The sequence below is a fragment of the Atlantibacter sp. RC6 genome, assembly GCF_014193285.1.
In the GTDB taxonomy this organism is placed as follows: Bacteria; Pseudomonadota; Gammaproteobacteria; order Enterobacterales; family Enterobacteriaceae; genus Atlantibacter.
In genome coordinates, this window is the sequence record NZ_JACHZE010000004.1 from 54,088 (window position 1) to 80,605 (window position 26,518).

Sequence of the window (26,518 nt, forward strand, 5' to 3'; positions counted from 1 at the left end):
GTTCAGAGCCGGCCCTGCGCCCGTAGCCACTCACGCACCAGGAACAGCGCGCTGACGTTACGCGCCTCGTTGAAATCCGGATCGTCCAGCAGCGCCATCATATCCTTGAGCGGCCAGTGCACTTTTGGCAGCGGCTCCGGCTCGTCACCCTCCAGGGATTCCGGATACAGATTTTCCGCCACGACGATATTCATTTTGCTGGAAAAGTAGGACGGCGCCATGGTCAGCTTTTTGAGGAACGTCATCTGGTGCGCACCAAAGCCCACCTCTTCTTTCAGTTCGCGGTTCGCGGCTTCAAACACCGTTTCACCCGGGTCGATCAGCCCTTTCGAAAAGCCCAGTTCGTAGGATTCCGTACCCACCGCGTATTCCCGGATCAGCACCAGACTGTCGTCAATAATCGGCACGATCATCACCGCCTCGCGTGTCGAGGGGCGCATCCGCTCGTAAACCCGGCGCACGCCGTTGCTGAACTCCAGATCTACCGTTTCAACGTTAAAGAGGCGCGAACGGGCGACGGTTTCAACACGCAAAATAGTAGGCTTTTGTAATGGTTTACTCATCGTAAGGAGAATGAAATAAGGAGAATGACAATATTGTGCGATATCCCACACAGTTTGACCAATGTTAATTGTTTGTTATTTGCACTTTTGGCATTTTCCTGGGGGCTCAGCCAGATGAGCGATGTCGCCAGGTTTGAAATCCTGCTAAGAATTTGCTGATAATTCAGCGGCTCTATTGCTGCTATTCTGAATCGTCACGGTGAGCCCGGCAAAATTAGCCGTTTGCGCTACAGTCGTCGATAAATACTCACTGGCAACAATTTTTGTTACAGTTCACCTTCACGCGTGGAAGAGAAGAATTTTTGGTTATGGGGAACGCATGGGCACCTTATTAACGGTGATAGTGACGGTGCTGGTTATAGGGATAGCGGTCGGTTTGATTTTCAGGCATCGCCTGGGGCAACGCCGTGCGCTGCCGTTGCTGCAAGCCTTTGCCGGCGCGGCCACCCGCAAGCTGACGCCGGAAGAGCGCAGCGCCGTTGAAAACTATCTGGAGTCCCTGACCCGCACAGAAAATGCGCCTGCCCCGACCGGCTCCAGCAAGTCGCCCGGCGCGCTGACACTAACGCCGCAGAGCAATACCGTGTATGCGGTAACGCGGGCGATCACCCGCTATGGCTTATCTACTGACGATCCCAATAAATGGCGTTACTACCTCGATTCGGTGGAAGTGCATTTGCCGCCGTTCTGGGAGCAGTACATCACCGATGATAATAACGTCGAGTTTATCCGCACCGAAACGCGCCCGCTGGTGATTTCACTGAATGGCCACACGCTGCTGAACTCTCATCAGGATACCGGCAGCTACGCCCTTGAACGCGTGACCGGCACCCAGGCGTCAATTCGCGGTGAAGAAAGCGAGCAGATCGAATTACTGAATATTCGTCAGGAAACCCGCGAAGAGTATGCCCTGAGCCGCCCGGACGGGCTGCGTGAAGCCCTGCTGATTGGCGTCTCCTTCTTTTTCTTTTTCAGCTGTCTGGTGGCCCCGGACGTGTTAATTCCCTGGCTCGCCGGGGGCGGTGTTCTGCTTCTGGCCGCCGGACTGTGGGGATTATTCGCGCCGCCCGCCAAAAACACGCTGCGCGAAATTCATTGCCTGCGCGGTACGCCAAAGCGCTGGGGTTTATTCGGCGAATCCGATCAGGAGCAGATCAACAATATTTCGCTGGGCATTGTCGATTTAGTCTATCCACCGCACTGGCAGCCGTTCACCCATTACGATTTAGGCCAGAAAACGGATATCGATATTTATCTCGATCGCCGCGTTGTCCGCCAGGGGCGCTTTTTATCGCTCCATGAAGAGGTAAAAAACTTCCCGCTGCAACACTGGCTGCGCAGCCTGGTGTTGAGTGGCGCCGCGTTTCTGGTGCTGATGATGCTACTGTTCTGGGTGCCGCTGGATATGCCGATTAAACTCACCGTCTCCTGGCTGAAGGGGGCGCAGACGGTTGAGGCCACCAGCGTAGAGCAGTTGCAAAAATCAGGATTCAAAGTGGGCGACACGCTGAAAGTGTCCGGCACCGGCATGTGTAATATCCATGTTCCTGGCACCTACTCCCCGCGCCAGAGCTACCCGTTTATGCCATTCGATTGCTCGCAGATTATCTGGAATTCCGCGCGGCCGCTGCCGCTGCCTGAATCGGAGATTGTTAATAACGCTACGGCGCTCACCGAAGCGGTTAACCGTCAGCTTCATCCGCAGGAAACGGATTCCAAAGTCAACCCGCAGTTGCGTTCCGCAATCCAGAAATCCGGCATGGTGCTGCTGGATGACTTCGCGGAAATCGTGCTGAAAACGCAGGCGCTGTGTACCGCAGACGATGAGTGTATCCGGCTGAAAAATGCGCTGATCAACCTTGGCAATACCAAAGACTGGGAAGCGCTGGTTAAGCGCGCCAGCAGCGGAAAACTTGATGGCGTGAATGTTCTGCTGCGCCCGGTGAGCGCCGAATCGCTGGATAACCTGGTGACCACCTCTACGGCGCCGTTTTTTATTCGTGAAACCAACCGCGCGGCCCAGTCACTGAACAGCCCGGCTCCCGGCGGCTTTATGATTATCAGCGAAGAAGGCGGCGATTTAGTCGATCAGCCGCTGCCGCCGATGTCGCTTTACGATTACCCTGCCCATCAGCAGTGGGGCGAATTCCAGCGGTTGGCGGAAATGCTGATGCAGACGCCATTCCACGCGGAAGGGGTGATTACCAGTATCCGCACTGACGCTAACGGCACCGAGCATGTTTCGCTGCACCGTATCCCGGATAGCGCAGGCTTATGGCGCTATATCAGCACCACCCTGCTGCTGTTCGCCATGATAGTTTGTAGCCTGTACAACGGCGTGCAGGCGATCCGCCGCTGGCAGCGCCAGCGCTCGCGGCTGGCGGACATCCAGCAATATTACGCCAGTTGCTTCAATCAACAGCTGGTTCCCACCACCGAGGTGCAGCATCTCCCCTGAGTAAAACGTGGCGACGGGTTTATGCTACCCTGTCGTCACTTTTTTATAGGGTGGGATGACTCATGCATGTAGATATCGCCTGGCCGGATGTTGATACCGTGTTACTGGACATGGACGGCACCCTGCTGGATTTAGCGTTCGATAACCATTTCTGGCAGCAACTGGTGCCAGAAACCTTAAGCGAGCTGCGCGGCATCACGCTGGACGAGGCACATCAGTATATTCGCCAGGAATATCACGCGGTCCAGCATACGCTAAACTGGTACTGTCTGGATTACTGGAGCGAGCGGCTTGGCCTCGATATCTGTGCGATGACCACACAGCAAGGCCCGCGCGCGATACTGCGCGATGATACGGTGCCTTTTCTGGATGCGCTCAAAGCCTGCGGCAAGCGCCGAATTCTGCTGACCAACGCCCATCCCCATAATCTGGCGGTGAAGCTGGAGTACACAGGCCTGGCTTCACACCTTGATTTATTACTTTCCACCCACACATTTGGATATCCGAAAGAGGATCAGCGCTTGTGGGAAGCCGTCAAGGCCCATACCGGGCTCGATCCGGCGCGAACGCTGTTTATTGACGACAGCGAACCGATTCTGGATGCGGCGGCGCAGTTTGGCATTCGTTACTGCCTCGGCGTCACCAATCCGGATTCCGGCGTGGCGGAGAAAGCGTATCAACGCCACGCCGCGCTCAATGACTATCGTCGGTTAATCCCCGCGTTGCACCCTCATTGCAAAACAGGTGACGACCATGAAAGAGAAAGCGCCGTCTGAGGTACGCCTGGACAAATGGTTATGGGCGGCCCGTTTTTATAAAACCCGCGCGCTGGCGCGTGAAATGATTGAAGGCGGAAAGGTGCACTACAACGGACAACGCACCCGCCCCAGCAAAAATGTGGAACTGAACGCGGAGATCGTACTGCGTCAGGGCAACGATCAGCGTACCGTTATCGTGAAAGGGATCACCGATCAGCGTCGCCCGGCGAGCGAAGCCGTGTTGCTGTACGAAGAGACGGCGCAGAGCGTGGAGAACCGCGAAAAGCTGGCCCTGGCCCGCAAAATGAATGCGCTCACGATGCCGCATCCGGAACGCCGCCCGGATAAGAAAGAGCGTCGTGATTTGATGAAATTTAAATACGGTGACGACGAATAACCGTCGCCCGCAAGAGAGAACATTATGGCTCAACACGACCAATTACATCGCTATCTGTTTGAAAACTATGCCGTACGCGGCGAGCTGGTTACCGTTTCAGAAACCTGGAAGCAGATTCTGGAAAATCACGACTATCCTCAGCCGGTGAAAAACGTGCTGGGCGAGCTACTGGTGGCTACCAGCCTGCTCACCGCCACGCTGAAGTTTGCGGGCGACATTACCGTACAGTTGCAGGGCGATGGCCCGATGACTCTGGCCGTGATTAACGGCAATAACGAGCAGCAAATGCGCGGCGTCGCGCGCGTTCAGGGCGACGTACCGGCAGATGCCTCTCTGAAAACCCTGGTGGGCAACGGCTATCTGGTGATTACCATTACCCCTGCCGAAGGCGAGCGCTATCAGGGCGTGGTGGGTCTGGAAGGCGAGACCCTGGCGGAATGCCTGGAAGATTATTTCCTGCGCTCCGAACAGCTGCCGACGCGTCTGTTTATTCGCACCGGCGACGTAGACGGCCAGCCTGCGGCGGGCGGTATGTTGCTCCAGGTTCTGCCTGCGCAGAATGCTCAGGCGGATGATTTCAATCATCTGGCGACGCTGACCGAAACCATCAAGGCGGAAGAGCTGTTTACCTTACCGGCGAACGATGTGCTGTGGCGTCTGTATCATGAAGAAGAAGTGACGCTTTACGATCCGCAGGACGTGGAATTTAAATGCACCTGTTCCCGCGAGCGCTGCGCGGGCGCGCTGAAAACCCTGCCGGATGAAGAGATTGAAACCATCCTGGCGGAAGATGGCGAGATTGATATGCACTGCGATTACTGCGGTACGCACTATCTGTTCGATGCCATGGATATTGCCGCCATCCGCAATAACGCTTCACCGGCGGACCCGCAGATCCACTAAGGATTTGCGTTGTGATAAAAACCCAGAAACAGATCCTGTTTCTGGTTTTTTTTACTGCGCGGTAATAAGGCGTTTTTTAGCGATCCTGATAATTCACAATCATTGTTTCGCCATCGATAACCAAATTTTTCCACTCCTTGGGTTTCAGCTCCAGTTTATTACCCTGGATAGACTTGCGGAATTTTTCTGAATCCAGCGCTTTTGGTAAAGCCATGCTATAACCGATAACACTCCATTCGTCTTTATCTTTTAGCGCAAAAAAAGAGCATGTCCGCTCGGCAACATCGCAGAGCATTATTTCATCCAGCTTATCGCCGTTAAGATCGAGGGATTTAATCATGCAACGGTTGTTTCCTCTGTAGCATTCATCAGGGCTGTATTTCCATTCATTCACAACCCATGCCCACCAGGTTTCGGGTATCACTGATCCTTTTGCGACTTCAGTAACGCCTTGTAAGGTCACTACCGTTATCGATTCTGAAATATCAATACGCGGGTTCAGGGCGTCATTAATAAGCGCGCTACGCATCTCTGAACTCATAAAATCTTTATCTTTTTTCAGCGCCTTTATTGCGTCATGTCCACGGCGCCCTGCGTCTTCCAGCATCGCGATACTGACATCATCCGCTTTGATTTCCCCACTATGGTAGCGCGCCATATGCGCATTCACACTAATACGTAAAGGATCGATAATCGGAGTATGACTGATAAAAATCATCGCCGCCGCCATAATCAAAAACAGCCGGGTCGGCGCGTTGACATTGACGGTACAGGCATTGCGGCAACGGATGGTTTGTAAACTCACGCCAAATCCAGCTACCGTCAGCGTTAAGATAGTAAGCGCCCCATCAACACGTAAAGGCGACCATCCATACTGATGGATACGTATACCCAGCGCCCAGGCGGCAATCAACGTGAACAGCGGTAAAATAACCATCGACAGGCGCACCAGATAAGTGAATGCCTTATTCCAGTTAGGTGTCGTTCGCGATGACGTTCCCATGATCCAGGCCAACATCATGATCAATAGCGCCAACGTACTTAGCGTTCCGGCACTGGAAACGCGTTCAGTAACATGATTCAGCCCTACAAACGGCAGCATCGCTAAAAATAACAGCGCAATAAAAGCGAGTAGCGGGAACAATACTCTGGCAAGTAGAGTAAAGAAATTTTTGATGGCTTCGATGATCTTTAACTGGCACCGACAAATAACGATCGCAATGGCCAATATAAATGAGGTGAAAGTTGCCTGAAAGCAGTTGTTTTCGATGAATAATTCACGGAAAAAAGTAATATCAATAATATAAAATAGCGTTGCCCATAACCATAATACCGACCAGGCTATACCCAGGATAAAAAGTGATAACAGGATCGTAATGCCATTCAACCAGAGATTACGGTTCAGGTTTCGATATCCGGCCCCCGGTTCATCCTGGGATAAATAGTATTGTATCCAGGGAACAAGAAAAAAATTGAAAATTAATAGCCAACCCAAAAAATTGGTCACGGAAAATTGTGCAGCAAAAGTGACATACTCACCCGCCAGATTCCATTTTACCCAGGCCGCCATGATACAAGACAGTAAAGCGACAGCGCCTGTTACACCCCATAACCGTTTCGAATTAAAACGTTGAACACTCAGCATCAGCACCGCAGCACAACTAATGCAGAGCGCCCTAATAAATATCGAGGCGGTGAAGCCTGCATACAACATGCCGCTGTTATCGGAACAATACCATAACAAACCTAATGCAATACCCGTAAGTCCAATCCCCCGGCGCGTATTGACTGACAAAACCTCATTACTGAACATTGTCGAATTCCTTTTCAGCACAGAAAAAATTCACGATTGATAATCAACCTGATGAACAGGTGAGCTTATATTTTGAGAAACGCGCCGACAGTGCAATAGTTGCCGGAGAATGACGATGGGTTTCAGAAAACAGTAAGACTCATTCACCCCTATGAAGAACGGATGGCCCATTTTGGGTTTGAGACCATCCTGGCGGAAGATGGCGAAATTGATATGCACTGCGATTACTGCGGTACGCACTATCTGTTCGATGCCAGGGATATTGCCGCAATCCGCAATAACGCCTCACCGGCGGACCCGCAGATCCACTAAAACCGTTACGAGCGCCTGCGATGCCGGGCGCTCGCTATTTTCCACTGCCGTTGCCCCTGTTTGCAAAATCGATTCGTCCATAAAAACGAGCTAATCTTTCATAAAACTTACTTTTAAGAAAGCGCTTACACTCACAAATTGTCATATTACTGCCTCCATTCATTAACATAACCAAAACATTTTCCGCTTTCCGTTATACACTCCTCCGCTACTCTATCCCGCGTCGTGAGCTGAATCACAGTATTTTCCGCTGTATTAAAAGCGTCGATACGTAAATCTATGAAGCACGTCCCGGTTAACATGTTACAAACAACCCTACAATTTCAGGCAGTACAAATTGGCTAAGGAGAAGTGATATGCGCGTTAAAGGTTTAACCCCGCAAGATCTCAAGGCTTATGGTATTAACGACGCCCAGGACGTGGTCTACAACCCTGATTACGATACGCTTTACCGCGAAGAGCTTAATCCAGAACTGGAAGGCTACGAGCGCGGTGTATTAACCAATCTGGGAGCCGTTGCAGTCGATACAGGCATCTTTACCGGCCGTTCGCCGAAAGATAAATATATCGTCCGCGACGACACAACACGTGACACGCTGTGGTGGGCGGATAATGGCAAGGGAAAAAATGACAACAAGCCGCTGTCGCCTGAAACCTGGCAACATCTCAAAGGGTTAGTCACCCGCCAGCTCTCCGGTAAACGCTTGTTTATCATTGATGCTTTCTGCGGCGCCAATGCCGACACCCGCCTTTCGGTGCGTTTTATCACCGAGGTGGCCTGGCAGGCGCACTTCGTCAAAAATATGTTTATCCGCCCGACTGATGAGGAGCTGGAGGGTTTCGAACCTGATTTTGTGGTGATGAATGGCGCGAAATGCACCAATCCTGACTGGAAATCCCAGGGGATGAATTCCGAGAACTTTGTCGCGTTCAACCTGACGGAGCGGATGCAACTGATTGGCGGCACCTGGTACGGCGGCGAAATGAAGAAAGGCATGTTCTCGATCATGAACTACCTGCTGCCGCTGAAGGGCATTGCCTCAATGCACTGCTCGGCAAACGTCGGTGAAAAAGGCGATGTGGCGGTGTTCTTCGGCCTCTCGGGCACCGGTAAAACCACGCTCTCAACCGACCCGAAACGCCGCCTGATCGGCGACGATGAACACGGCTGGGACGATGACGGCGTGTTTAACTTCGAAGGCGGCTGCTACGCCAAAACCATCCGTCTTTCCGAAGAAGCCGAGCCGGATATCTATCACGCCATCCGCCGTGACGCGCTGTTAGAGAACGTCACGGTACGCGAAAATGGGGTGATTGATTTCGACGACGCCTCGAAAACCGAAAATACCCGTGTGTCGTACCCGATTTACCACATCGAAAACATCGTTAAGCCGGTATCCAAAGCAGGCCACGCCACCAAGGTGATTTTCCTCACCGCGGACGCTTTTGGCGTGTTGCCGCCAGTATCGCGCCTGACCGCTAACCAGACTCAGTACCATTTCCTGTCCGGCTTTACCGCCAAGCTGGCCGGTACCGAGCGCGGCGTAACTGAACCGACGCCGACCTTCTCCGCCTGCTTTGGCGCAGCATTCCTGTCGCTGCATCCGACGCAGTACGCGGAAGTGCTGGTGAAGCGTATGCAGGCCGCTGGCGCGCAGGCATATCTGGTTAACACCGGCTGGAACGGCACCGGCAAGCGCATCTCGATTAAAGATACCCGTGCGATTATCGACGCTATCCTTGATGGTTCGCTCGACGACGCCGAAACCTTTACGCTGCCGATGTTTAACATGGCGATCCCCACCACGCTGCCGGGCGTCGATACCGCTATTCTCGATCCGCGTAATACCTACGCTTCACCGGAGCAGTGGCAGGAAAAAGCCACCCAACTGGCGAAGCTGTTTATCACTAACTTCGAGAAGTATACCGATACCCCAGCCGGCGCGGCGCTGGTCAGCGCAGGACCGAAACTTTAAGCCGAAGCGGCTGTTAATAAAAAACCACCCAGGGTGACCGTGGGTGGTTTTTTTTATAGCGGTAATTGACCGGAAATTAACTTTCTCTCACCGGATGCGCGACCCGGGCAACCGGCACCGGTAGCCAGGCACGTATCCGCAAACCGCCGCGCTCGCTGCGGCCAATGTCCAGCGCGCCATTGTGATTATCAATAATACGCTGCACGATGGCTAACCCAAGACCCGTACCGCTGGTGCTGCGCGCGCTGTCGCCGCGCACAAACGGCTGGAACAGATGCTTAAGCTGCTCGGGTTTGATACCGGGGCCATCATCTTCCACCTGAAACCAGGCGCGGTTAAGCTCGGTGCCGCTGCTGACCTTGATCCAGCCGTTGCCGTAGCGCGCCGCGTTTACCACCATATTGGCTACCGCGCGCTTGATGGATAACGGGTGAATATTCACCATGATCACGCCGTGCTGGAGATCGGTTTCGATTTCGCGTTCATAGCCGCTTTCCGCCGCGATCACTTCACCCAGCACACTGTTCAGGTCCGCCAGCTCCAGCGGCATCTCCTGGCCGGTACGCAGATAATCGATGAACTGCTCAATGATAGCGTTGCACTCTTCGATATCTTTGTTGATGGATTCCGCCAGATAGCCATCTTCGGCGCTCATCATTTCGGTCGCGAGACGAATGCGGGTCAGCGGCGTGCGTAAATCATGGCTGACGCCCGCCATCAGCAGGGTGCGGTCGTCGGCAAGCTGCTTCACGCCTGCCGCCATATGGTTAAAGGCGCGGGTCACCGAACGCACTTCCGACGCGCCATATTCGCGCAGCGGTGGCGGAATAATGCCTTTACCGACCTGGAGCGCAGCATGCTCCAGGTCCACCAGCGGTCGGTTCTGGATGCGGATAAACAGCCACGCGCCGCCTATCGCCAGCAGCATAATCGCCAGGGTGTAGCGGAACAGCGGAGAAAAATCGCCCTGATGAATTTCCGTCAGCGGAACGCGCACCCAGATATTGGGCGAAAGCCACGTCTTCAGCCAGACCACCGGCGAGCTCTTATTGACCTCAACGCGCACTTCCGTCGGGCCGCCAAGCTGCTGCGCCATCTGCTGGCTTAAGAATTCATAATGCTGGGCCCAGCGCAATCCAGCGTCTTCCGCCGCTTCATTGGAGTACAACGAGATCCCCAACTCCCGGTAGATCTCGCGCCGAAAAGCAGGCGGCACCACCAGCTGCGTACCATCTTCCAGTTGCAGTTTGTCGGTCATCAGCATACGTACTTCGTACGCCAGCACCTTATTAAACTGCTGCAAGCTCGGCAGAATGGCGAAGTTCAGCACCACTAAATAGGTCGTCACCAGGCTGACGAACAGCAAGGTGACGATGAGCAACAGGGTTCTGGCAAACGAGCTACGCGGCGAGAAGCGCAGTCGCCTCATGCTTTAGCGCCATCCGGTACAAAGACGTAGCCTAACCCCCAGACGGTCTGGATGTAGCGCGGATGCGCCGGATCTTCTTCCACCATGCGGCGCAGGCGGGAAATCTGCACATCGATGGAGCGTTCCATGGCGGAATACTCGCGGCCGCGCGCCAGGTTCATCAGCTTATCGCGGGATAGCGGTTCGCGCGGATGGCTGACCAGCGCTTTCAGCACCGCGAATTCCCCACTGGTGAGCGGCATTGGCTCGTCTTCGCGGAACATCTCGCGCGTGCCAAGGTTGAGCTTGAATTTACCGAAAGCGATAACCGCCTCTTCCTGAGAAGGCGCGCCCGGCAGTTCGTTCGCCTGGCGACGCAGCACCGCGCGGATACGCGCCAGCAGTTCGCGCGGGTTAAAGGGTTTCGGGATATAATCGTCGGCACCGATCTCCAGGCCTACGATGCGATCGACCTCTTCCCCTTTTGCCGTCACCATAATGATCGGCATCGGATTGCTCTGGCTGCGCAGGCGGCGGCAAATCGACAGGCCGTCTTCACCCGGCAACATCAGATCCAGCACCATCAGGTGGAAAGATTCACGGGTCAGCAGGCGGTCCATCTGTTCAGCGTTCGCTACGCTACGAACCTGGAAGCCCTGCTCGGTAAGATAACGCTCAAGCAACGCGCGCAGGCGCATGTCGTCATCTACTACCAGAATTTTATAATTCTCTTGCATCGATTTAACTCCCAAAGGTTCGAATACTGTTATCGGCAAAACGGACACGCGTATTTACACGATGAAGCCATTTTTAACTACACGTATTCTAAAAAAGGCTGCGCTGACCACCAGACTTAACTGGTATATATTCTAGTCGAAATTGTTACAAAGCATATTTAACAGCAAGTTATCTGCCTATTTCATCACAATTCTCTTACCTCGTACCGTCAGTGCGGCAGATTTTTAATCAACGGTAACGCCGCCTGGATGTCATTAAACTTTATACGTGGCACAAATTGGTTGACCACTGTTCTCTATTGCCCCGTTAACGCCCGCTTTTACTGCTGTAACCCTTGTTTAACATGCCGAAGTAAACTGTGACAGGGTTAACCAATTCGTCGCCGCGCATTGACTTTTGGCGAATTTTAGTCGAAGTTGTATGCTAACAAACAGAGTTGTTACACCACTACGACAGAACAGCGCATTGAGTTCGCTGAAGTGGTCAACCAATAACACCCAGGCGAACGGCCTTGATGGCATCCTAAAGACTGAGCAGAGGTAAAGCATGAAGCAGACATGGCGCTGGTACGGCCCCAACGATCCGGTAACGCTTTCAGACGTCCGACAAGCCGGCGCGACGGGCGTGGTCACCGCCCTTCACCACATTCCTAACGGTGAAGTCTGGACGGTTGAGGAGATCCTCAAGCGTAAAGCTATCGTGGAGGACGCCGGGCTGGTGTGGTCCGTGGTGGAAAGCATTCCGATCCACGAAGACATCAAAACCCACAGCGGCCAGTACGATCTGTGGATCAAAAATTACCAGCAGTCGATCCGCAACCTGGCTGAATGCGGTATTTATACCGTTTGCTACAACTTTATGCCGGTGCTGGACTGGACCCGTACTGACCTGGAATACGTGCTGCCGGACGGCTCCAAAGCGCTGCGGTTTGATCAAATTGAGTTCGCCGCGTTCGAAATTCACTTGCTGAAACGCCCAGGCGCGGAAGCCGATTACACCGCGGAAGAAGTCGAGCAGGCCAATGCCCGCTTCGCCGCCATGAGCGATGAAGATAAAGCGCGCCTGACGCGCAATATTATCGCCGGTCTACCAGGTGCCGAAGAGGGTTACACCCTTGAGCAGTTCAGCAAACACCTTGAACGCTACGCGGATATCGATAAAGCCAAACTGCGCGAAAACTTCGCCTTTTTCCTGAAAAATATTATCCCGGTCGCCGAACAGGTTGGCGTGCGTATGGCGGTACACCCGGACGATCCGCCGCGCCCAATCCTTGGCCTGCCGCGCATTGTTTCCACCATCGACGATATGCAGTGGATGGTGGATACCGTCGCCAGCATGGCGAATGGCTTTACCATGTGTACCGGCTCCTATGGTGTACGCGCCGACAACGACCTGGTGGATATGATCAAACAGTTCGGCCCGCGTATTTACTTCACTCACCTGCGTTCAACGATGCGCGAAGATAACCCGAAAACATTCCACGAAGCAGCCCACCTGGCGGGCGATGTGGATATGTACGAAGTGGTGAAAGCCATCGTTGAAGAAGAACATCGTCGTAAAGCCGAAGGCGTGGAAGACCTGATCCCGATGCGTCCGGATCATGGTCATCAGATGCTGGATGATTTAAAGAAAAAGACCAACCCCGGCTACTCCGCCATTGGCCGCCTGAAAGGCCTGGCGGAAGTGCGTGGCGTAGAACTGGCAATCCAGCGCGCTTTCTTCAGTAAGTAAATCTTCTCAGGGCGCGGCCTTCGTCGCGCCCTGCCTCCTTTCAAATTTGCATTCAGGCAGGCCCACTGCCCGGAGTTTAAAATGGAACCGACTATTGCTAATAGCACGCTGCCCGTGGCGCGTCCGCTATGGGATAACGCACGTCTGTCATCCCGGATTGTTCACCTTGGCTGCGGCGCGTTTCACCGCGCGCATCAGGCGTTATATACCCATCATCTGCTGGAGCAGTCTGACAGCGACTGGGGTATCTGCGAAGTCAACCTGATGCCCGGCAACGACCAGACGCTGATCGAAAACCTGAAAAAACAAAACCTGCTGTATACCGTGGCGGAAAAAGGCGCACAGCGCACCGAACTGAAAATTATCGGTTCGATGAAAGAGGCATTGCACCCGGCGATTGACGGCTGCGCAGGCATTCTGGCCGCCATGGCGCGCGAGCAAACCGCCATTGTCTCCCTGACCGTGACCGAAAAAGGCTACTGCACCGAGGCCGCCAGCGGCGAACTCGATCTCAATAATCCACTGATCCAGCACGACCTGGCTCATCCTGACCAGCCCAAATCCGCTATTGGCTATATCGTGGAAGCGCTGCGCCTGCGCCGCGAACAGGGGCTGAAGGCGTTTACCGTGATGTCCTGCGATAACGTACGGGAAAACGGCCACGTGGCGCGCGCCGCCGTGCTTGGGCTGGCGAAAGCGCGCGATGCCGCGCTGGCGGACTGGATTGAAACTCACGTTACCTTCCCGTGCACCATGGTTGACCGCATCGTGCCTGCCGCCACCGCAGAAACGCTGGACGACATCGCCGGCCAGCTCGGCGTTTACGATCCGTGCGCTATCGCCTGTGAGCCGTTCCGCCAGTGGGTCATTGAAGATAACTTCGTTAACGGTCGCCCGGCGTGGGACCGCGTAGGCGCGCAGTTTGTCGAAGACGTTGTGCCATTTGAAATGATGAAGCTGCGGATGCTCAACGGCAGCCACTCTTTCCTCGCGTACTTAGGTTATCTGGGCGGCTATGAGACCATCGCCGATACCATGACCAACCCGGATTATCGCGACGCGGCGCTGGCGCTGATGCTGCGCGAACAGGCTCCGACGCTCTGTATGCCGCAAGGCACCGATCTGGAGGCCTATGCGCGTCTGCTGATCGAACGCTTCAGCAATCCGTCCCTGCGCCACCGCACCTGGCAAATCGCCATGGACGGTAGCCAGAAGCTGCCGCAGCGTATGTTGGACCCAATCCGCCGCCATCTGGCAGAGGGTCATGCCTGGTCGCACCTTGCGCTGGGCGTGGCGGGCTGGATGCGCTACGTGGCGGGCGTGGATGAACAGGGTAACGCCATTGACGTAGTGGACCCCTTGCTGGCGGACTATCAGACTATCGACGCCAGTGCCAGCGCCGAACAGCGCGTGCAGGCGTTACTCGGCCTGAGCGCGATTTTTGGTCAGGATTTACCGGCCAATCCCGCATTCGTTTCCGCCGTCGTGATGGCGTTGCAGCAGTTGAACGCCAGCGGCGCGCGCGCCGCGGTCGCCGCGCTGAACCGCTAACCCACCAACAGGCCGCTCAGCGTGCTGGCGCGGCCTGTTTATCCACTGACTCTGCGGGTTGATATGCTATAGTCAGGCCAATTCCGGACGGTTTTCGACGCCGTTCGCCACTGAATCATTCTGACAGTAACGTTATGAAAGCAAACACTCCTCAACAGCGCCCTTACCAGGAAGTCGGCGTGATGCTGCGCAATATGATTGCGCAAAAACAGTACGCCGTCGGCGAGCGGCTTCCGCCGGAACGTGAAATCGCGGAAATGCTTAACGTGACGCGTACCGTGGTGCGTGAAGCGTTGATCATGCTGGAAATCGAAGGGTTGATTGAGGTGCGGCGCGGCGCGGGCATTTTTGTGATTTCTACGCCCTCTGCGCCCCTGAACGCCCCTGGCACCGCGGCGCAGTGCAACGATGCCGGGCCGTTTGAACTGCTCCAGGCGCGCCAGCTGCTGGAGAGCAATATTGCCGAATTCGCCGCCCTACAGGCGACCCGTGAAGATATCGTCAAAATGCGCCAGGCGCTGCTGCTGGAAGAGCAGGAGCTGGCGTCCGACGCGCCGGATGAAACCGAGAGCGGCGATATGCAGTTCCATCTGGCGATTGCCGAAGCCACCCACAACAGCATGCTGGTGGAACTGTTTAAGCAATCCTGGCAATGGCGCGAGAATAATCCCATGTGGATCCAGCTTCACCGCCATCTGGATAACACCCGCTATCGCAAAGAGTGGCTGTTGGACCATAAACAGATCCTGGCGGCGCTGATCAAGAAAGATGCAAAAGCCGCCAAGCTGGCGATGTGGCAGCACCTGGAAAACGTCAAACTGCGGCTGCTGGAGTTCTCCAACGTGGATGACATCTACTTCGACGGCTACCTGTTCGATTCATGGCCGCTGGATAATATGAATGGTTAACGGCAATACCTGGAGCCCGTTCTCCAGGTATTTGCATTATTCCCCTTCCCCTTTCTCATAGCGAATACTGTTCACAAACCACATTTTTTCCCCTTCCGGCGTTTTTACCACAAACTCTTCGTCGACCTGTTTTTTCAGAATGGCGCGCGCCATCGGGGAGTCAATGGAGATGTAGTCTTTACGTTCGCCGTAGATCTCTTCCGGGCCGACAATGCGGAAGGTTTTCACATCCCCCGCTTCGTTTTCAATTTCCACCCAGGCACCAAAGAAAACCCGGCCCTCCTGCTGGGGTGAATAATCAACGATTTGCAGTTGCGGCATCAGTTTTCGCAGGAAGTGAACTCGCCGGTCAATCTGGCGCAGAATGCGCTTATTAAAGGTGTAATCGGCGTTTTCGGAGCGGTCGCCGAGACTCGCCGCCCAGGAGACAATTTTGGTGATTTCCGGGCGTTTCTCGTTCCAGAGATAGTCGTGCTCTTGCTTAAGCTTGTTATACCCTTCGCGGGTAATCAGTTTGGTCGCCACGCGTTCACTCTCGGTTGATTTAACATAAACGGAACTGTCTGAATCCATGACCGCATCGTGCGGCGACTGGCATTTTGTTCCGGCAATCCGTATAACTGTGCCCTGAAATTTTCGCATCCAACAGATGAAATTGCCATGATGAATGATTCACTCAGCCGTATTATCGCCGGTGAACTTCAGGCCAGAGCCGAACAGGTCGCCGCCGCCGTTCGCCTGCTTGATGAAGGGAACACCGTACCGTTTATCGCCCGGTATCGTAAGGAAGTGACCGGCGGCCTGGACGACACGCAATTGCGTCAACTTGAAACCCGTCTGGGTTATTTGCGCGAGCTGGAAGAGCGCCGCCAGTCGATTCTCAAATCGATTGAAGAACAAGGGAAACTCACCCCGGAACTGGCTTCCGCCATCAACGGCACGCTCAGCAAAACCGAACTTGAAGATTTATACCTGCCGTATAAACCCAAGCGCCGCACCCGCGGGCAAATCGCCATTGAAGCGGGCCTTGAGCCGCTGGCGGACCTGTTGTGGAACACGCCCTCTCACGATCCGGAAACCGAAGCCGCGAAGTTTATCGATGCCGATAAAGGCGTGGCCGACAGCAAAGCTGCGCTGGACGGGGCGCGCTATATCCTGATGGAGCGCTTCGCCGAAGACGCTGCATTGCTGGCGAAAGTACGCGACTATTTGTGGAAAAACGCCCATCTGGTTGCCAGCGTGGTGAGCGGTAAGGAAGAGGAAGGCGCGAAATTCCGCGATTATTTCGACCATCACGAGCCGATTTCCACCGTCCCTTCGCATCGCGCGCTGGCGATGTTCCGTGGCCGCAACGAAGGCGTGCTGCAACTGGCGCTGAATGCCGATCCGCAGTTTGATGAGCCGCCGCGCGAAAGCCATTGCGAACAAATTATTATCGATCACCTTGGCTTACGTCTGAACAACGCCCCGGCGGACAGCTGGCGTCGCGCCGTGGTGAGCTGGACCTGGCGTATCAAAGTGTTGATGCATCTGGAAACCGAACTGATGAGCACCGTGCGCGAACGCGCCGAAGAAGAGGCCATCAATGTGTTCGCCCGTAACCTGCACGATCTGCTGATGGCGGCTCCTGCCGGGCTACGCGCCACCATGGGTCTCGATCCGGGTCTGCGCACCGGGGTGAAAGTGGCGGTGGTAGACGGCACCGGCAAACTGGTGGCGACCGATACCATTTATCCTCACACCGGCCAGGCCGCAAAAGCCGCCGTGGCGGTCGCCACGCTGTGCGCTAAACATAACGTCGAGCTGGTCGCCATCGGCAACGGCACCGCGTCCCGTGAAACCGAACGCTTCTTCCTTGACGTGCAGAAGCAGTATCCGCACATCACCGCCCAGAAAGTGATTGTCAGCGAGGCGGGCGCATCGGTGTATTCCGCCTCGGAACTGGCGGCGCTGGAGTTCCCGGACCTGGATGTATCGCTGCGCGGCGCGGTGTCTATTGCCCGTCGTTTGCAGGATCCGCTGGCAGAGCTGGTGAAAATCGACCCGAAATCCATCGGCGTCGGCCAGTATCAGCATGACGTCAGCCAGTCGCAGCTGGCGCGCAAGCTGGATGCGGTAGTGGAAGACTGCGTAAACGCCGTGGGCGTGGATTTGAATACCGCTTCGGTGCCGCTGCTGACCCGCGTGGCCGGGCTGACGCGTATGATGGCGCAGAATATCGTCAACTGGCGCGACGAAAACGGTCAGTTCCAGAATCGTCAGCAGTTGCTGAAAGTGAGCCGTCTGGGACCGAAAGCCTTTGAGCAGTGCGCGGGCTTTTTGCGCATCAACCACGGCGATAACCCGCTGGACGCCTCCACCGTCCACCCGGAAGCCTATCCGGTGGTTGAACGCATCCTGGCCGCCACCCGGCAGTCGCTGCGCGATCTGATGGGTAACAGCAATGAATTGCGCAATCTGCAAGCGGTGGATTACACCGACGAGCGTTTCGGCGTGCCCACGGTCAGCGACATCATCAAAGAGCTGGAAAAACCGGGCCGCGATCCGCGTCCGGAATTTAAAACCGCGCAGTTCGCCGAAGGGGTGGAAACCCTCAACGATCTCACGCCGGGCATGGTACTGGAAGGCGCGGTGACCAACGTCACCAACTTCGGCGCTTTCGTGGATATCGGCGTCCACCAGGACGGCCTGGTGCATATCTCCTCGTTGTCGGACAAGTTTATCGACGATCCGCATAAGGTGGTGAAAGCGGGCGATATCGTGAAGGTTAAAGTGCTGGAAGTGGATTTGCAGCGTAAGCGTATCGCGCTCACCATGCGTCTGGACGAACAGCCTGGCGAAAGCACCCCTCGCCGCAGCGCTGGCGGGCCGGCATCCCGTCCGGCGCAGCAGCAAAAACCTCGCGCGCGCGATAATAAACCCGCAGGCAATAGTGCCATGGGCGATGCCCTCGCCGCCGCTTTTGGTAAAAAACGTTAACAACAAAGGCCGGGAAACCGGCCTTTTATTTCCGCGGTAATATTTCGCAATATGAGAACTGCGGGATATTTTCAATTATTGATTTTATTGATTTTCCCGGCGCGGATTATCATAAAATAAACGCGCCATTCTCATTTTAATAACAAAAAAACGGTGAAGCCCGCATTTAACCAATAAAGCCTGGCATACATCAATTTAAATCAATTGCCTGATATCATTAAGATTTCTTAATAAATGCGCATTTCAAGCGTTTATTTTTCATTTTTTGCGCCAAAGCAATGAATGGTTAAATATTGTATTTAGCAACATATTCTCCATTGAAGATACAAACCATTCTCATTATCATACCATTCCATCAAGATTTTTCCTTTTCTGCCAACGAATCTGGTTTTTGTGCCTGCCCTCCAGGCATGAAAACTCTATTTCCGACGACGAAAGACAAGAAGGCTCTATGCAATTTTGCGCTAACAGTACCTGGAAAATCACCGGCTTTGCCCGGGAAATTAGCCCGGCTTACCGTCAAAAATTACTTTCGTTAGGTTTACTCCCCGGCTCCTCTTTCGATGTGGTGCGCGTCGCCCCGCTGGGCGATCCGATTCATATTTCCACTCGCCGGGTAAACCTCGTGTTACGCAAAAAGGATTTGGCGCTGGTACAGGTTGAAGCAACGTCCTGATTTTTGAGCTCACATTGACCTATGAAAAAGCTAACCATTGGATTAATCGGCAACCCGAACTCGGGTAAAACGACCCTGTTTAACCAGTTAACCGGTTCCCGGCAGCGGGTTGGCAACTGGGCGGGCGTCACCGTCGAACGCAAAGAGGGCTTCTTCGCCACGCCCGGGCATCAGGTCACACTGGTGGATTTACCCGGCACCTACTCCCTGACGACGATCTCCTCTCAGACCTCGCTCGACGAGCAAATTGCCTGCCATTACATCCTGAGCGGCGAAGCCGACCTGCTGATTAACGTGGTGGACGCCTCGAACCTCGAACGCAATCTTTATTTGACGCTGCAACTGCGCGAGCTGGGTATTCCCTGCATTGTTGCCCTGAACATGCTGGATATTGCTGAGAAACAGCACATTCGCATTGATGTTGATGCGCTGGCGAACCGCCTCGGTTGCCCGGTGGTGCCGCTGGTTTCGACGCGCGGGCGTGGCATCGATACCCTGAAACGGACCATCGACCGCGATCATCGCGCGCAAAACGCCATCGACGTGCATTACGCCGCGCCGCTTTGCCGCGAGGCTAAATATCTGGCGGAACAGATGCCCGGCGAGATGCCGTTCACCCAGCGCCGCTGGCTGGGTTTGCAGATGCTGGAAGGCGATATCTACAGCCGTGCGTTTGCCGGTGATGCCGCGCAAAAACTAGGCGTTGCGTTAGCGCGGCTTAACGAAGAGATGGACGATCCGGCGCTGCATATCGCCGACGAGCGTTATCAGAGCATCGCCGCCATTTGCGACAGCGTCAGCAACAGCTTAACCGCGGAGCCCCACCACTTAACCACCGCGCTGGATAAAATCGTCATTAACCGTTTCCTCGGTATTCCGGTGTTTTTACTGGTGATGTACCTGATGTTCCTGCTGGCGATTAACATTGGCGGCGCGTTGCAACCGCTGTTTGACGTCGGTTCGGCAGCGATCTTTATTCACGGTTTACAGTGGGTTGGCGCAACGTTCCATTTCCCGCAATGGCTGACGATTTTCCTCGCCCAGGGGATTGGCGGCGGTATCAATACCGTTCTGCCGCTGGTGCCGCAAATCGGCATGATGTATTTGTTCCTCTCGTTCCTTGAGGATTCCGGCTATATGGCCCGCGCGGCGTTTGTGATGGACCGTCTGATGCAGTCCCTCGGGCTGCCCGGCAAATCCTTCGTCCCGCTGATTGTCGGCTTCGGCTGTAACGTGCCGTCGGTAATGGGCGCGCGTACCCTGGATGCGCCGCGCGAGCGGCTGATGACCGTGATGATGGCCCCGTTTATGTCCTGCGGGGCGCGGCTGGCGATCTTCGCCGTCTTCGCCGCCGCGTTCTTCGGCCAACAGGGCGCGCTGGTGGTATTTTCACTGTATCTGCTGGGCATTGTGATGGCGATCCTCACCGGCCTGATGCTCAAGCACACCATCATGCGCGGCGAAGCGACGCCATTCGTGATGGAACTGCCGGTGTATCACGTACCGCATCTGAAAAGCCTGGTGTTACAAACCTGGCAGCGCCTGAAATCCTTTGTGATGCGCGCCGGGAAAGTGATTGTGGTGGTCAGTATTTTCGTCGGTGCGTTAAACAGCTTTTCTTTTAGCGGCAAGCCGGTGGACAACATTAATGATTCCGCGCTGGCGTCGGTGAGCCAGGTGCTAACCCCGCTGCTGAAACCCATCGGCGTACAGGAAGATAACTGGCAGGCCACCGTTGGGCTGTTTACCGGCGCGATGGCGAAAGAAGTGGTGGTCGGCACGTTAAACACACTCTACACCGCCGAAAATATCCATCAGGAAGCGTTCGATGCCGCCAGCTTTAATCTGCTCGATGAACTGGGCGGCGCGGTAGAAGAAACCTGGCAGAGCCTGAAAGATACCTTCAGCCTGAGCGTGTTGATGAACCCGATCGAGGCCAGCAAAGGCGACGGCGAAATGGAAAGCGGCACTATGGGCGTGATGAGCGCGAAATTCGGCAGCAGCGCGTCGGCGTACAGCTACCTGATTTTTGTGCTGCTGTATATTCCCTGCATTTCGGTGATGGGGGCTATCGCCCGCGAAACCAGCCGTAGCTGGATGGGTTTCTCCATTCTCTGGGGGTTAAATATCGCCTACTCGCTTTCGACGCTTTACTACCAGACCGTCTCTTTCCAGCAGCATCCGCAGTACAGCCTGGTGTGCATCCTGGCGGTGGTGTTATTTAACGTGCTGGTGCTGACGCTGTTGCGCCGGGCGCGCAGCCGCGTTGATCTCGGCGTGCTGGGGCAGCGCAAAGCGGCGGAAGTGTGCTGTGAAACGTCATCCAGCCACTGTCATTAAGGTGAACGTATGGCGACGCTGATACAGGTACGGGATTTGCTGGCATTGCAGGGACGTCTGGAGGCCAGCCGGATGAGCGAACTGCTCGCCACGCCGCTGCCAATGATTAATGCGATGCTGGCGCGCCTTGAAGCCATGGGCCGGGCAACGCGCGTAACGGAAGATTTGAGCGGGTGTTTGTCAGGCAGTTGTAAACGCTGCCCTGAAGGAAATGCTTGCCAAAAAACGTTCTGGACGCTTCAATAGCACCACAAAATAAAGAAAGCAGTGGCACTAAAAAAGGCGGGTTTCCCCGCCTTTTCCATTATTTGTAGACATCCGCAGTGGCGCGTACGTCCTGCGTTTTCTTTTCTGCGCTGGTAATGACGTAGTATTTCCCGCCCAACTCATCGGCTTTCTTCGACAGTTCTTTTCTTGCATCCATTGGAGCGGTGGTGTCATCAGTGGTGATAGTGCCGATCTTTGTTAAGTTCATACCGTCCACTTTATCTCTCTGGAGTTCTTCTGCAGCGAGAACACCAAATGACAGCGAACCGATAACTAAAGAAGTAACAATGCCAGTGACTAATTTCATAGCTTCACACTCCTTAGAAAGGTTTATTGTTTTGTGATGCCTGGCGGGGGCGACTCAGCGCCTCAAAAATAAAAATTGCCCGTAAGGACAACCACTTTTTAAGTATTGTCTGTTATTTGTACTTTTTCCAGAAGCTGGCGCAGGCTAAACAACAGCTCGCAAAACATTTCAGAATTATTGATAAAGGGCGCGTGGGCGGCTTTATCAAACATCACCGACCGGCTACCCGGATAACGTTCATCCAGTAAGGCCGCTACCTTGCGCGGCACCAACCCATCCAGCCGCCCGTATATACGCCAGAACGGCATCGCCAGTGCGGCCAGATCGGCGCGCAAATCGACTGACCGGAGGATCTCCAGGCCGCCGTTCAGCACCTCGACGGAAGGCATCGGCGCATCCAGCACAATCGCCTTCAGCCTGCGGGCATCCTGACGGGCGCTTTCCGTGCCCAGCGTCTGTAACGCCAGGAAGCGCTCAACGGTGCGCTGAAAATCTTCGCTCAACTGCTGCTGAAAACCGGCCAGCACGGCGGGTTTAATCCCCGGCCACTGCTCTTCTTCACGGGCGCTGAAACAAGGAGAGGAGGCGACGGTCACCAGCGCGTCTACCCGTTCCGGGTGCGTGAGCGCGATCTGGCTCGCCACCAGCCCGCCCAGGCTCCAGCCCAGCCAGATGGCATTTTTGGGAGCCTGGCGCAGGACGCACCTGGCCATCGCGTCGAGATCCATTGCGCCGAAATCCGTACTGCGACCATAACCCGGCAAATCCACCAGATGCAGGGTAAATTGCGAGGCTAATTGCTCGCTTATGCAATCCCACACGCCAGCATTCAGTCCCCATCCGTGCAACAGCACAAGATGAACATTTCCCTCTCCCCGGGTCTGCCACCAGATGTCATTCATTCGCTAAAGTCTCTTTTTTGTCAGGAAGACGATGATGCTAACAGTACCCGCCTTGTGTTGGCTATGCAGGATGCCGCTTGCCGTTTCCCAGTGGGGGATCTGCTCCTGCTGTTATGCCGCGCTGCCCGCCCCACCCCCCTGCTGCCCGATTTGCGGATTGCCTGCGGTGGTCACCACATTGCCCTGCGGACGCTGCCTGCGAAAATCCCCGCCGTGGCAACGGCTGCTCTACGTGACGGATTACCGTCCGCCGTTGAACGCACTGGTGCAGGGGTTAAAGTTTTACCGACAAACCGCTCTGGCCCAGCCGTTGGCGCGGCTGATATTACTGCGCGTGCGTCAGGCCCAGCGGGAATGGGCGCTCCCGCTTCCCGATTTAATCATCAGCGTGCCGTTGCATCGACGGCGGGCCTGGCGACGGGGCTTTAACCAAAGCGCGTTGCTGGCGAAACCGCTCGCCCGCTGGCTGGGTTGCCGCTATGAGGCGCGGGCATTAAGGCGCGTCAGGAACACGCCGGTTCAGCACCATCTCAGCGCACGGCTGCGAAAAAAGAATCTGCGCGCGGCATTTCGCCTTGAATTGCCCGTGCGCGATCTCCATATCGTTATTGTGGATGACGTCGTTACAACGGGCAGTACGGTCGGAGAAATTGCCAAACTATTGCATCGCCATGGCGCGGCGACTGTCCAGGTATGGTGCCTGTGTCGAACCTTGTAGAGGGTCGATGATGGGCGTATTATAACCAGGTAAAATAGTCAACTATTAGGCCATTGCTATGATTCGTATTTCCGATGCTGCCCAGGCGCACTTTGTCAAACTTCTGGCTAACCAGGAAGAAGGCACCCAAATCCGCGTGTTCGTGATTAACCCAGGTACGCCGAATGCAGAATGCGGCGTGTCATACTGCCCGCCGGATGCGGTTGAAGCCAGCGACACGGCGCTGACCTTTGAACATCTCACCGCTTATGTGGACGAGTTAAGCGCTCCGTATCTGGAAGACGCGGAAATCGACTTTGTCACCGACCAGTTAGGTTCGCAGCTGACGCTGAAAGCGCCGAACGCCAAAATGCGTAAAGTGTCTGACGACGCCCCGCTGATGGAGCGCGTAGAGTACCTGCTGCAATCGCAGATCAACCCGCAGCTGGCCGGTCACGGCGGCCGTGTGTCGCTGATGGAAATCACCGACGAAGGCTTCGCCATCCTGCAATTCGGCGGCGGCTGCAACGGGTGTTCCATGGTGGACGTGACGCTGAAAGAAGGGATCGAGAAGCAGTTGCTGAACGAATTCCCGGAACTGAAAGGCGTGCGCGATCTCACCGAGCACCAGCGCGGCGAGCACTCTTACTATTGATTTGCTGACCCGCTACAGACAAAAAAGCCGCTGATGTATTCCAGCGGCTTTTTTATGTCTGCCTATTACTTCGCTTTCGGCGTCGCCCGCTTGCGCGATGCGGCGCGGCGTCGTTTATCCAGATCCTTAATCAGCTTGTTGACGCCTTCATCGGCGAACATCTTCTCAAGGGGCGCGGATAGTTTACGCCGCCAGTTTTTGTACTGATAGCTGGTACCAGGAATGTTGACCGGGTCCGCCATATCCAGCCAGTCCTCCGGCTGTAAACCAAGCAAGGCGCAGTGCGTATCGGCGATATAACGCTGCATTGCCCGGTTAAGCAGCGGCGTCATTTTCATCCCTTTGGCTTTACGGCCTACGCTTTTCGGCAGGCAGTTGTACTGGTGCAGCGCATCCAGCAGCCCCTGTTTGGCGCGTTCACGATCCTCATACAGCCCGCGCAGCACGATTTCATCCGGGTAGAGGCCCAGCGTTTTACCCAGCGTTAAATCGCCGCTTTCCCAGTAGCCGCGCAGGGTCGGCAAATCGTGAGTCGTCGCCACCGCCATCGCCTGCTCAGGCCAGGCCTGCGGCGCGCGGTAGTGCTTGCGGGAGTCGTTTTCGAAGTAGAGCACTTTGTAGGAATAGACCCCGTTCTGGCGCAGTTTGCCGACGATCTCCACCGGCACGGTACCCAGATCTTCGCCAATCACCATGCACTGGTGGCGTTCGCTTTCCAGCGCCAGGATCGCCAGTAAATCGTCCACCGGATAGTGCACGTAAGCGCCCTGATCCGCGGTTTCGCCGTAAGGGATCCACCACAGCCGCAGCATCGACATCACGTGATCGATACGCAACGCGCCGCAGTGAGTCATATTGGCGCGCAACAGCTGGATGAACGGCTCATAGCCGCGCGCGGTCATCACGTGCGGATCCATCGGCGGCAATCCCCAGTTTTGACCGAGCGGCCCGAGAATATCCGGCGGCGCGCCAACTGACGCTTTCAGGCAGTACAGCTCGCGGTCGCACCAGGTTTCCGCGCCGCCTTCCGCCACGCCCACGGCCAGGTCGCGATACAGGCCGACCGGCATACCGTGTAACTGGCTGGTCTCCCAACACTCCGCGAACTGTTTCCAGGCCAGCCATTGCAGCCACAGATAGAAGTCGATGTCATCGGCGTGCTGTTCGCAAAAAGCTTTTACCTGCGGGCTATCGATGGACTGATAACCCTCGGGCCAGACGGGCCAGCCCCAGCGCAATCCATCCTCTTTCACCTGCTCGGCGTGCAGCGCATCGAACGCGGCCTGCCAGTAGAGGCTGTCGCCTTCGCTGGCGACAAAATCACGAAACGCGCGCATCTGATCGTCATCTTCGCCACGTAAGGCAAATTGTTTCCAGGCCAGACGCAGGCCCGCCATTTTCAGCGCGGTCACCGCAGAATAATCGACCCACTGCGCCTCGCGGGCCGCTTTCAGGGTTTGTTGAGTGGTAGGCATTTCCCACCAGCTGCGCGCCTCTTCGCTTTGCTGGAAATCGTCAATCGCGTTTACGTCGATATAAATCACGTTCATCCAGCGGCGCGACGAGGGGCTATAAGGGCTGGCGCTTTCCGGATTAGCGGGATAGAGCGCATGAATCGGATTCAGGCCGATAAAACTGCCGCCCCGTTGCGCCACGGACACCAGCATCCGTTTCAGATCGCCGAAATCGCCAATCCCCCAGTTAGTGAGCGAGCGCAGGGTATACAGCTGTACGCAGGCACCCCAGATTTTTTCGCCTTTAACGAGGGTTTCCGGTTCGAAGCAGCGTTTCGGCGCGACGATCAGCCGGCATTCCCACTGCTGGGATTTCTGTTTCAGCGTCAGGGTGTGATAACCCAACGCCAGTTTGGCGGGAAGCCGCAGGCTGTCGCCGCCTGCCGCGCTTCCCTTATGCTGCTTGCCCGCTTCCGTGGTTAGCAGCCATTCAAAGTCACCTTTGCCCTCAAGGGTAATCGCCATGCGGGTACTGGAGCGTAGCACCTTCACACCGGGGATCGGCGCCGCAGCCGGTTTTTTAACCGCGTGCGTGCGGTTCATCGCTTCCAGCAGACGGCGCTTGGTATCCGGACCAATCGCCTGAGCTTTGCCGTGAGCATTAATGTAATTAGCGCTAATACCCGCCTCGAGGGCGGCATTATTCAGGCGTTTATCCATGGCAT

At 55.4% G+C, this 26,518-nt stretch carries 22 protein-coding genes and 1 pseudogene; 15 read left to right on the forward strand and 8 right to left on the reverse strand.

From position 1 onward, the window contains the following. Positions 1-2: 2 nt before the first annotated feature. Positions 3-563, reverse strand: coding sequence for an ADP compounds hydrolase NudE (nudE, locus tag FHW74_RS10700; protein WP_183170418.1), 561 nt, complete (start codon positions 561-563; stop codon positions 3-5). Positions 564-882: 319 nt separating this feature from the next. Here nudE and FHW74_RS10705 point away from each other — a divergent pair, with 319 nt between their 5' ends. From FHW74_RS10705 to hslO, 4 genes are all read left to right on the forward strand, one after another. Continuing rightward, entirely contained in the window at positions 883-3,021 is a 2,139-nt protein-coding gene (locus FHW74_RS10705) for an intracellular growth attenuator family protein (RefSeq protein WP_183170419.1), read from the forward strand. A gap of 62 nt (positions 3,022-3,083) precedes the next feature. After that, complete coding sequence (gene yrfG / locus FHW74_RS10710) at positions 3,084-3,797, forward strand: GMP/IMP nucleotidase (protein ID WP_183170420.1); 714 nt, start codon at positions 3,084-3,086, stop codon at positions 3,795-3,797. Continuing rightward, positions 3,775-4,176: a ribosome-associated heat shock protein Hsp15 gene (gene hslR / locus FHW74_RS10715; RefSeq protein ID WP_183170421.1), complete on the forward strand. Its 402-nt coding sequence runs from the start codon at positions 3,775-3,777 to the stop codon at positions 4,174-4,176. Before yrfG ends, hslR begins: the two co-directional genes overlap by 23 nt. A 24-nt stretch (positions 4,177-4,200) precedes the next feature. Continuing rightward, on the forward strand, positions 4,201-5,079 hold the full coding sequence (gene hslO / locus FHW74_RS10720) for an Hsp33 family molecular chaperone HslO (RefSeq protein ID WP_183170422.1): 879 nt from the start codon (positions 4,201-4,203) through the stop codon (positions 5,077-5,079). 76 nt (positions 5,080-5,155) lie between these two features. On the opposite strand, the gene FHW74_RS10725 is transcribed toward hslO, so the two are convergent. Further along, positions 5,156-6,892, reverse strand: coding sequence for a DUF4153 domain-containing protein (locus FHW74_RS10725; protein WP_183170423.1), 1,737 nt, complete (start codon positions 6,890-6,892; stop codon positions 5,156-5,158). Between the two features lie 180 nt (positions 6,893-7,072). Between FHW74_RS10725 and FHW74_RS10730 the strand changes: the two are divergent. Both FHW74_RS10730 and pckA read left to right on the forward strand, forming a co-directional pair. Continuing rightward, positions 7,073-7,204: pseudogene (locus tag FHW74_RS10730) on the forward strand (Hsp33 family molecular chaperone HslO); the annotation flags it as partial. Positions 7,205-7,560: 356 nt separating this feature from the next. Further along, complete coding sequence (gene pckA / locus FHW74_RS10735; protein WP_183170424.1) at positions 7,561-9,180, forward strand: phosphoenolpyruvate carboxykinase (ATP); 1,620 nt, start codon at positions 7,561-7,563, stop codon at positions 9,178-9,180. Positions 9,181-9,256: 76 nt separating this feature from the next. On the opposite strand, the gene envZ is transcribed toward pckA, so the two are convergent. Next, entirely contained in the window at positions 9,257-10,609 is a 1,353-nt protein-coding gene (envZ, locus tag FHW74_RS10740) for a two-component system sensor histidine kinase EnvZ (RefSeq protein WP_183170425.1), read from the reverse strand. Further along, positions 10,606-11,325, reverse strand: a complete 720-nt coding sequence (gene ompR / locus FHW74_RS10745; RefSeq protein ID WP_006177890.1) for a two-component system response regulator OmpR — start codon at positions 11,323-11,325, stop codon at positions 10,606-10,608. The genes envZ and ompR overlap by 4 nt, the downstream gene beginning before the upstream one ends. A 547-nt stretch (positions 11,326-11,872) precedes the next feature. Here ompR and uxuA point away from each other — a divergent pair. The 3 genes from uxuA (at position 11,873) to uxuR (ending at position 15,516) form a co-directional block, all read left to right on the forward strand. Next, complete coding sequence (gene uxuA, locus FHW74_RS10750) at positions 11,873-13,057, forward strand: mannonate dehydratase (RefSeq protein WP_183170426.1); 1,185 nt, start codon at positions 11,873-11,875, stop codon at positions 13,055-13,057. 81 nt (positions 13,058-13,138) lie between these two features. Continuing rightward, positions 13,139-14,608 carry a fructuronate reductase gene (locus FHW74_RS10755; protein WP_183170427.1) on the forward strand — a complete coding sequence of 490 codons (1,470 nt, stop codon included), beginning with the start codon at positions 13,139-13,141 and terminating at the stop codon, positions 14,606-14,608. A 134-nt stretch (positions 14,609-14,742) separates the two neighbouring features. After that, positions 14,743-15,516, forward strand: a complete 774-nt coding sequence (gene uxuR / locus FHW74_RS10760; protein WP_183170428.1) for a Uxu operon transcriptional regulator — start codon at positions 14,743-14,745, stop codon at positions 15,514-15,516. Between the two features lie 36 nt (positions 15,517-15,552). On the opposite strand, the gene greB is transcribed toward uxuR, so the two are convergent. Further along, a complete protein-coding gene (gene greB, locus FHW74_RS10765; protein WP_183170739.1) occupies positions 15,553-16,041 on the reverse strand; it encodes a transcription elongation factor GreB in 489 nt (162 codons plus the stop codon). 135 nt (positions 16,042-16,176) lie between these two features. Between greB and FHW74_RS10770 the strand changes: the two genes are divergently transcribed. The 4 genes from FHW74_RS10770 (at position 16,177) to feoC (ending at position 21,757) form a co-directional block, all read left to right on the forward strand. Next, the gene (locus tag FHW74_RS10770) at positions 16,177-18,495 is read left to right on the forward strand and encodes a Tex family protein (protein ID WP_183170429.1); all 2,319 of its coding nucleotides are present in this window, start codon (positions 16,177-16,179) and stop codon (positions 18,493-18,495) included. Between the two features lie 451 nt (positions 18,496-18,946). Next, the gene (feoA, locus tag FHW74_RS10775) at positions 18,947-19,171 is read left to right on the forward strand and encodes a ferrous iron transporter A (protein ID WP_161661134.1); all 225 of its coding nucleotides are present in this window, start codon (positions 18,947-18,949) and stop codon (positions 19,169-19,171) included. A gap of 21 nt (positions 19,172-19,192) precedes the next feature. Then, complete coding sequence (gene feoB, locus FHW74_RS10780; protein WP_183170430.1) at positions 19,193-21,511, forward strand: Fe(2+) transporter permease subunit FeoB; 2,319 nt, start codon at positions 19,193-19,195, stop codon at positions 21,509-21,511. Positions 21,512-21,520: 9 nt separating this feature from the next. Beyond that, a complete protein-coding gene (gene feoC, locus FHW74_RS10785) occupies positions 21,521-21,757 on the forward strand; it encodes a [Fe-S]-dependent transcriptional repressor FeoC (protein ID WP_183170431.1) in 237 nt (78 codons plus the stop codon). Between the two features lie 58 nt (positions 21,758-21,815). Here feoC and FHW74_RS10790 read toward each other — a convergent pair whose 3' ends face one another. After that, a complete protein-coding gene (locus FHW74_RS10790) occupies positions 21,816-22,085 on the reverse strand; it encodes a DUF1471 domain-containing protein (protein WP_183170432.1) in 270 nt (89 codons plus the stop codon). Positions 22,086-22,183: 98 nt separating this feature from the next. Continuing rightward, positions 22,184-22,987, reverse strand: coding sequence for a pimeloyl-ACP methyl ester esterase BioH (gene bioH / locus FHW74_RS10795; protein WP_183170433.1), 804 nt, complete (start codon positions 22,985-22,987; stop codon positions 22,184-22,186). Between the two features lie 34 nt (positions 22,988-23,021). Here bioH and gntX point away from each other — a divergent pair, with 34 nt between their 5' ends. Both gntX and nfuA read left to right on the forward strand, forming a co-directional pair. Then, positions 23,022-23,705, forward strand: a complete 684-nt coding sequence (gntX, locus tag FHW74_RS10800) for a DNA utilization protein GntX (protein ID WP_183170434.1) — start codon at positions 23,022-23,024, stop codon at positions 23,703-23,705. A 58-nt stretch (positions 23,706-23,763) separates the two neighbouring features. Then, a complete protein-coding gene (gene nfuA, locus FHW74_RS10805; protein WP_002436473.1) occupies positions 23,764-24,339 on the forward strand; it encodes a Fe-S biogenesis protein NfuA in 576 nt (191 codons plus the stop codon). A 65-nt stretch (positions 24,340-24,404) separates the two neighbouring features. Here the strand turns inward: nfuA and malQ are convergent, their stop codons facing one another. After that, the gene (gene malQ, locus FHW74_RS10810; RefSeq protein WP_183170435.1) at positions 24,405-26,513 is read right to left on the reverse strand and encodes a 4-alpha-glucanotransferase; all 2,109 of its coding nucleotides are present in this window, start codon (positions 26,511-26,513) and stop codon (positions 24,405-24,407) included. Positions 26,514-26,518 lie beyond the last annotated feature (5 nt).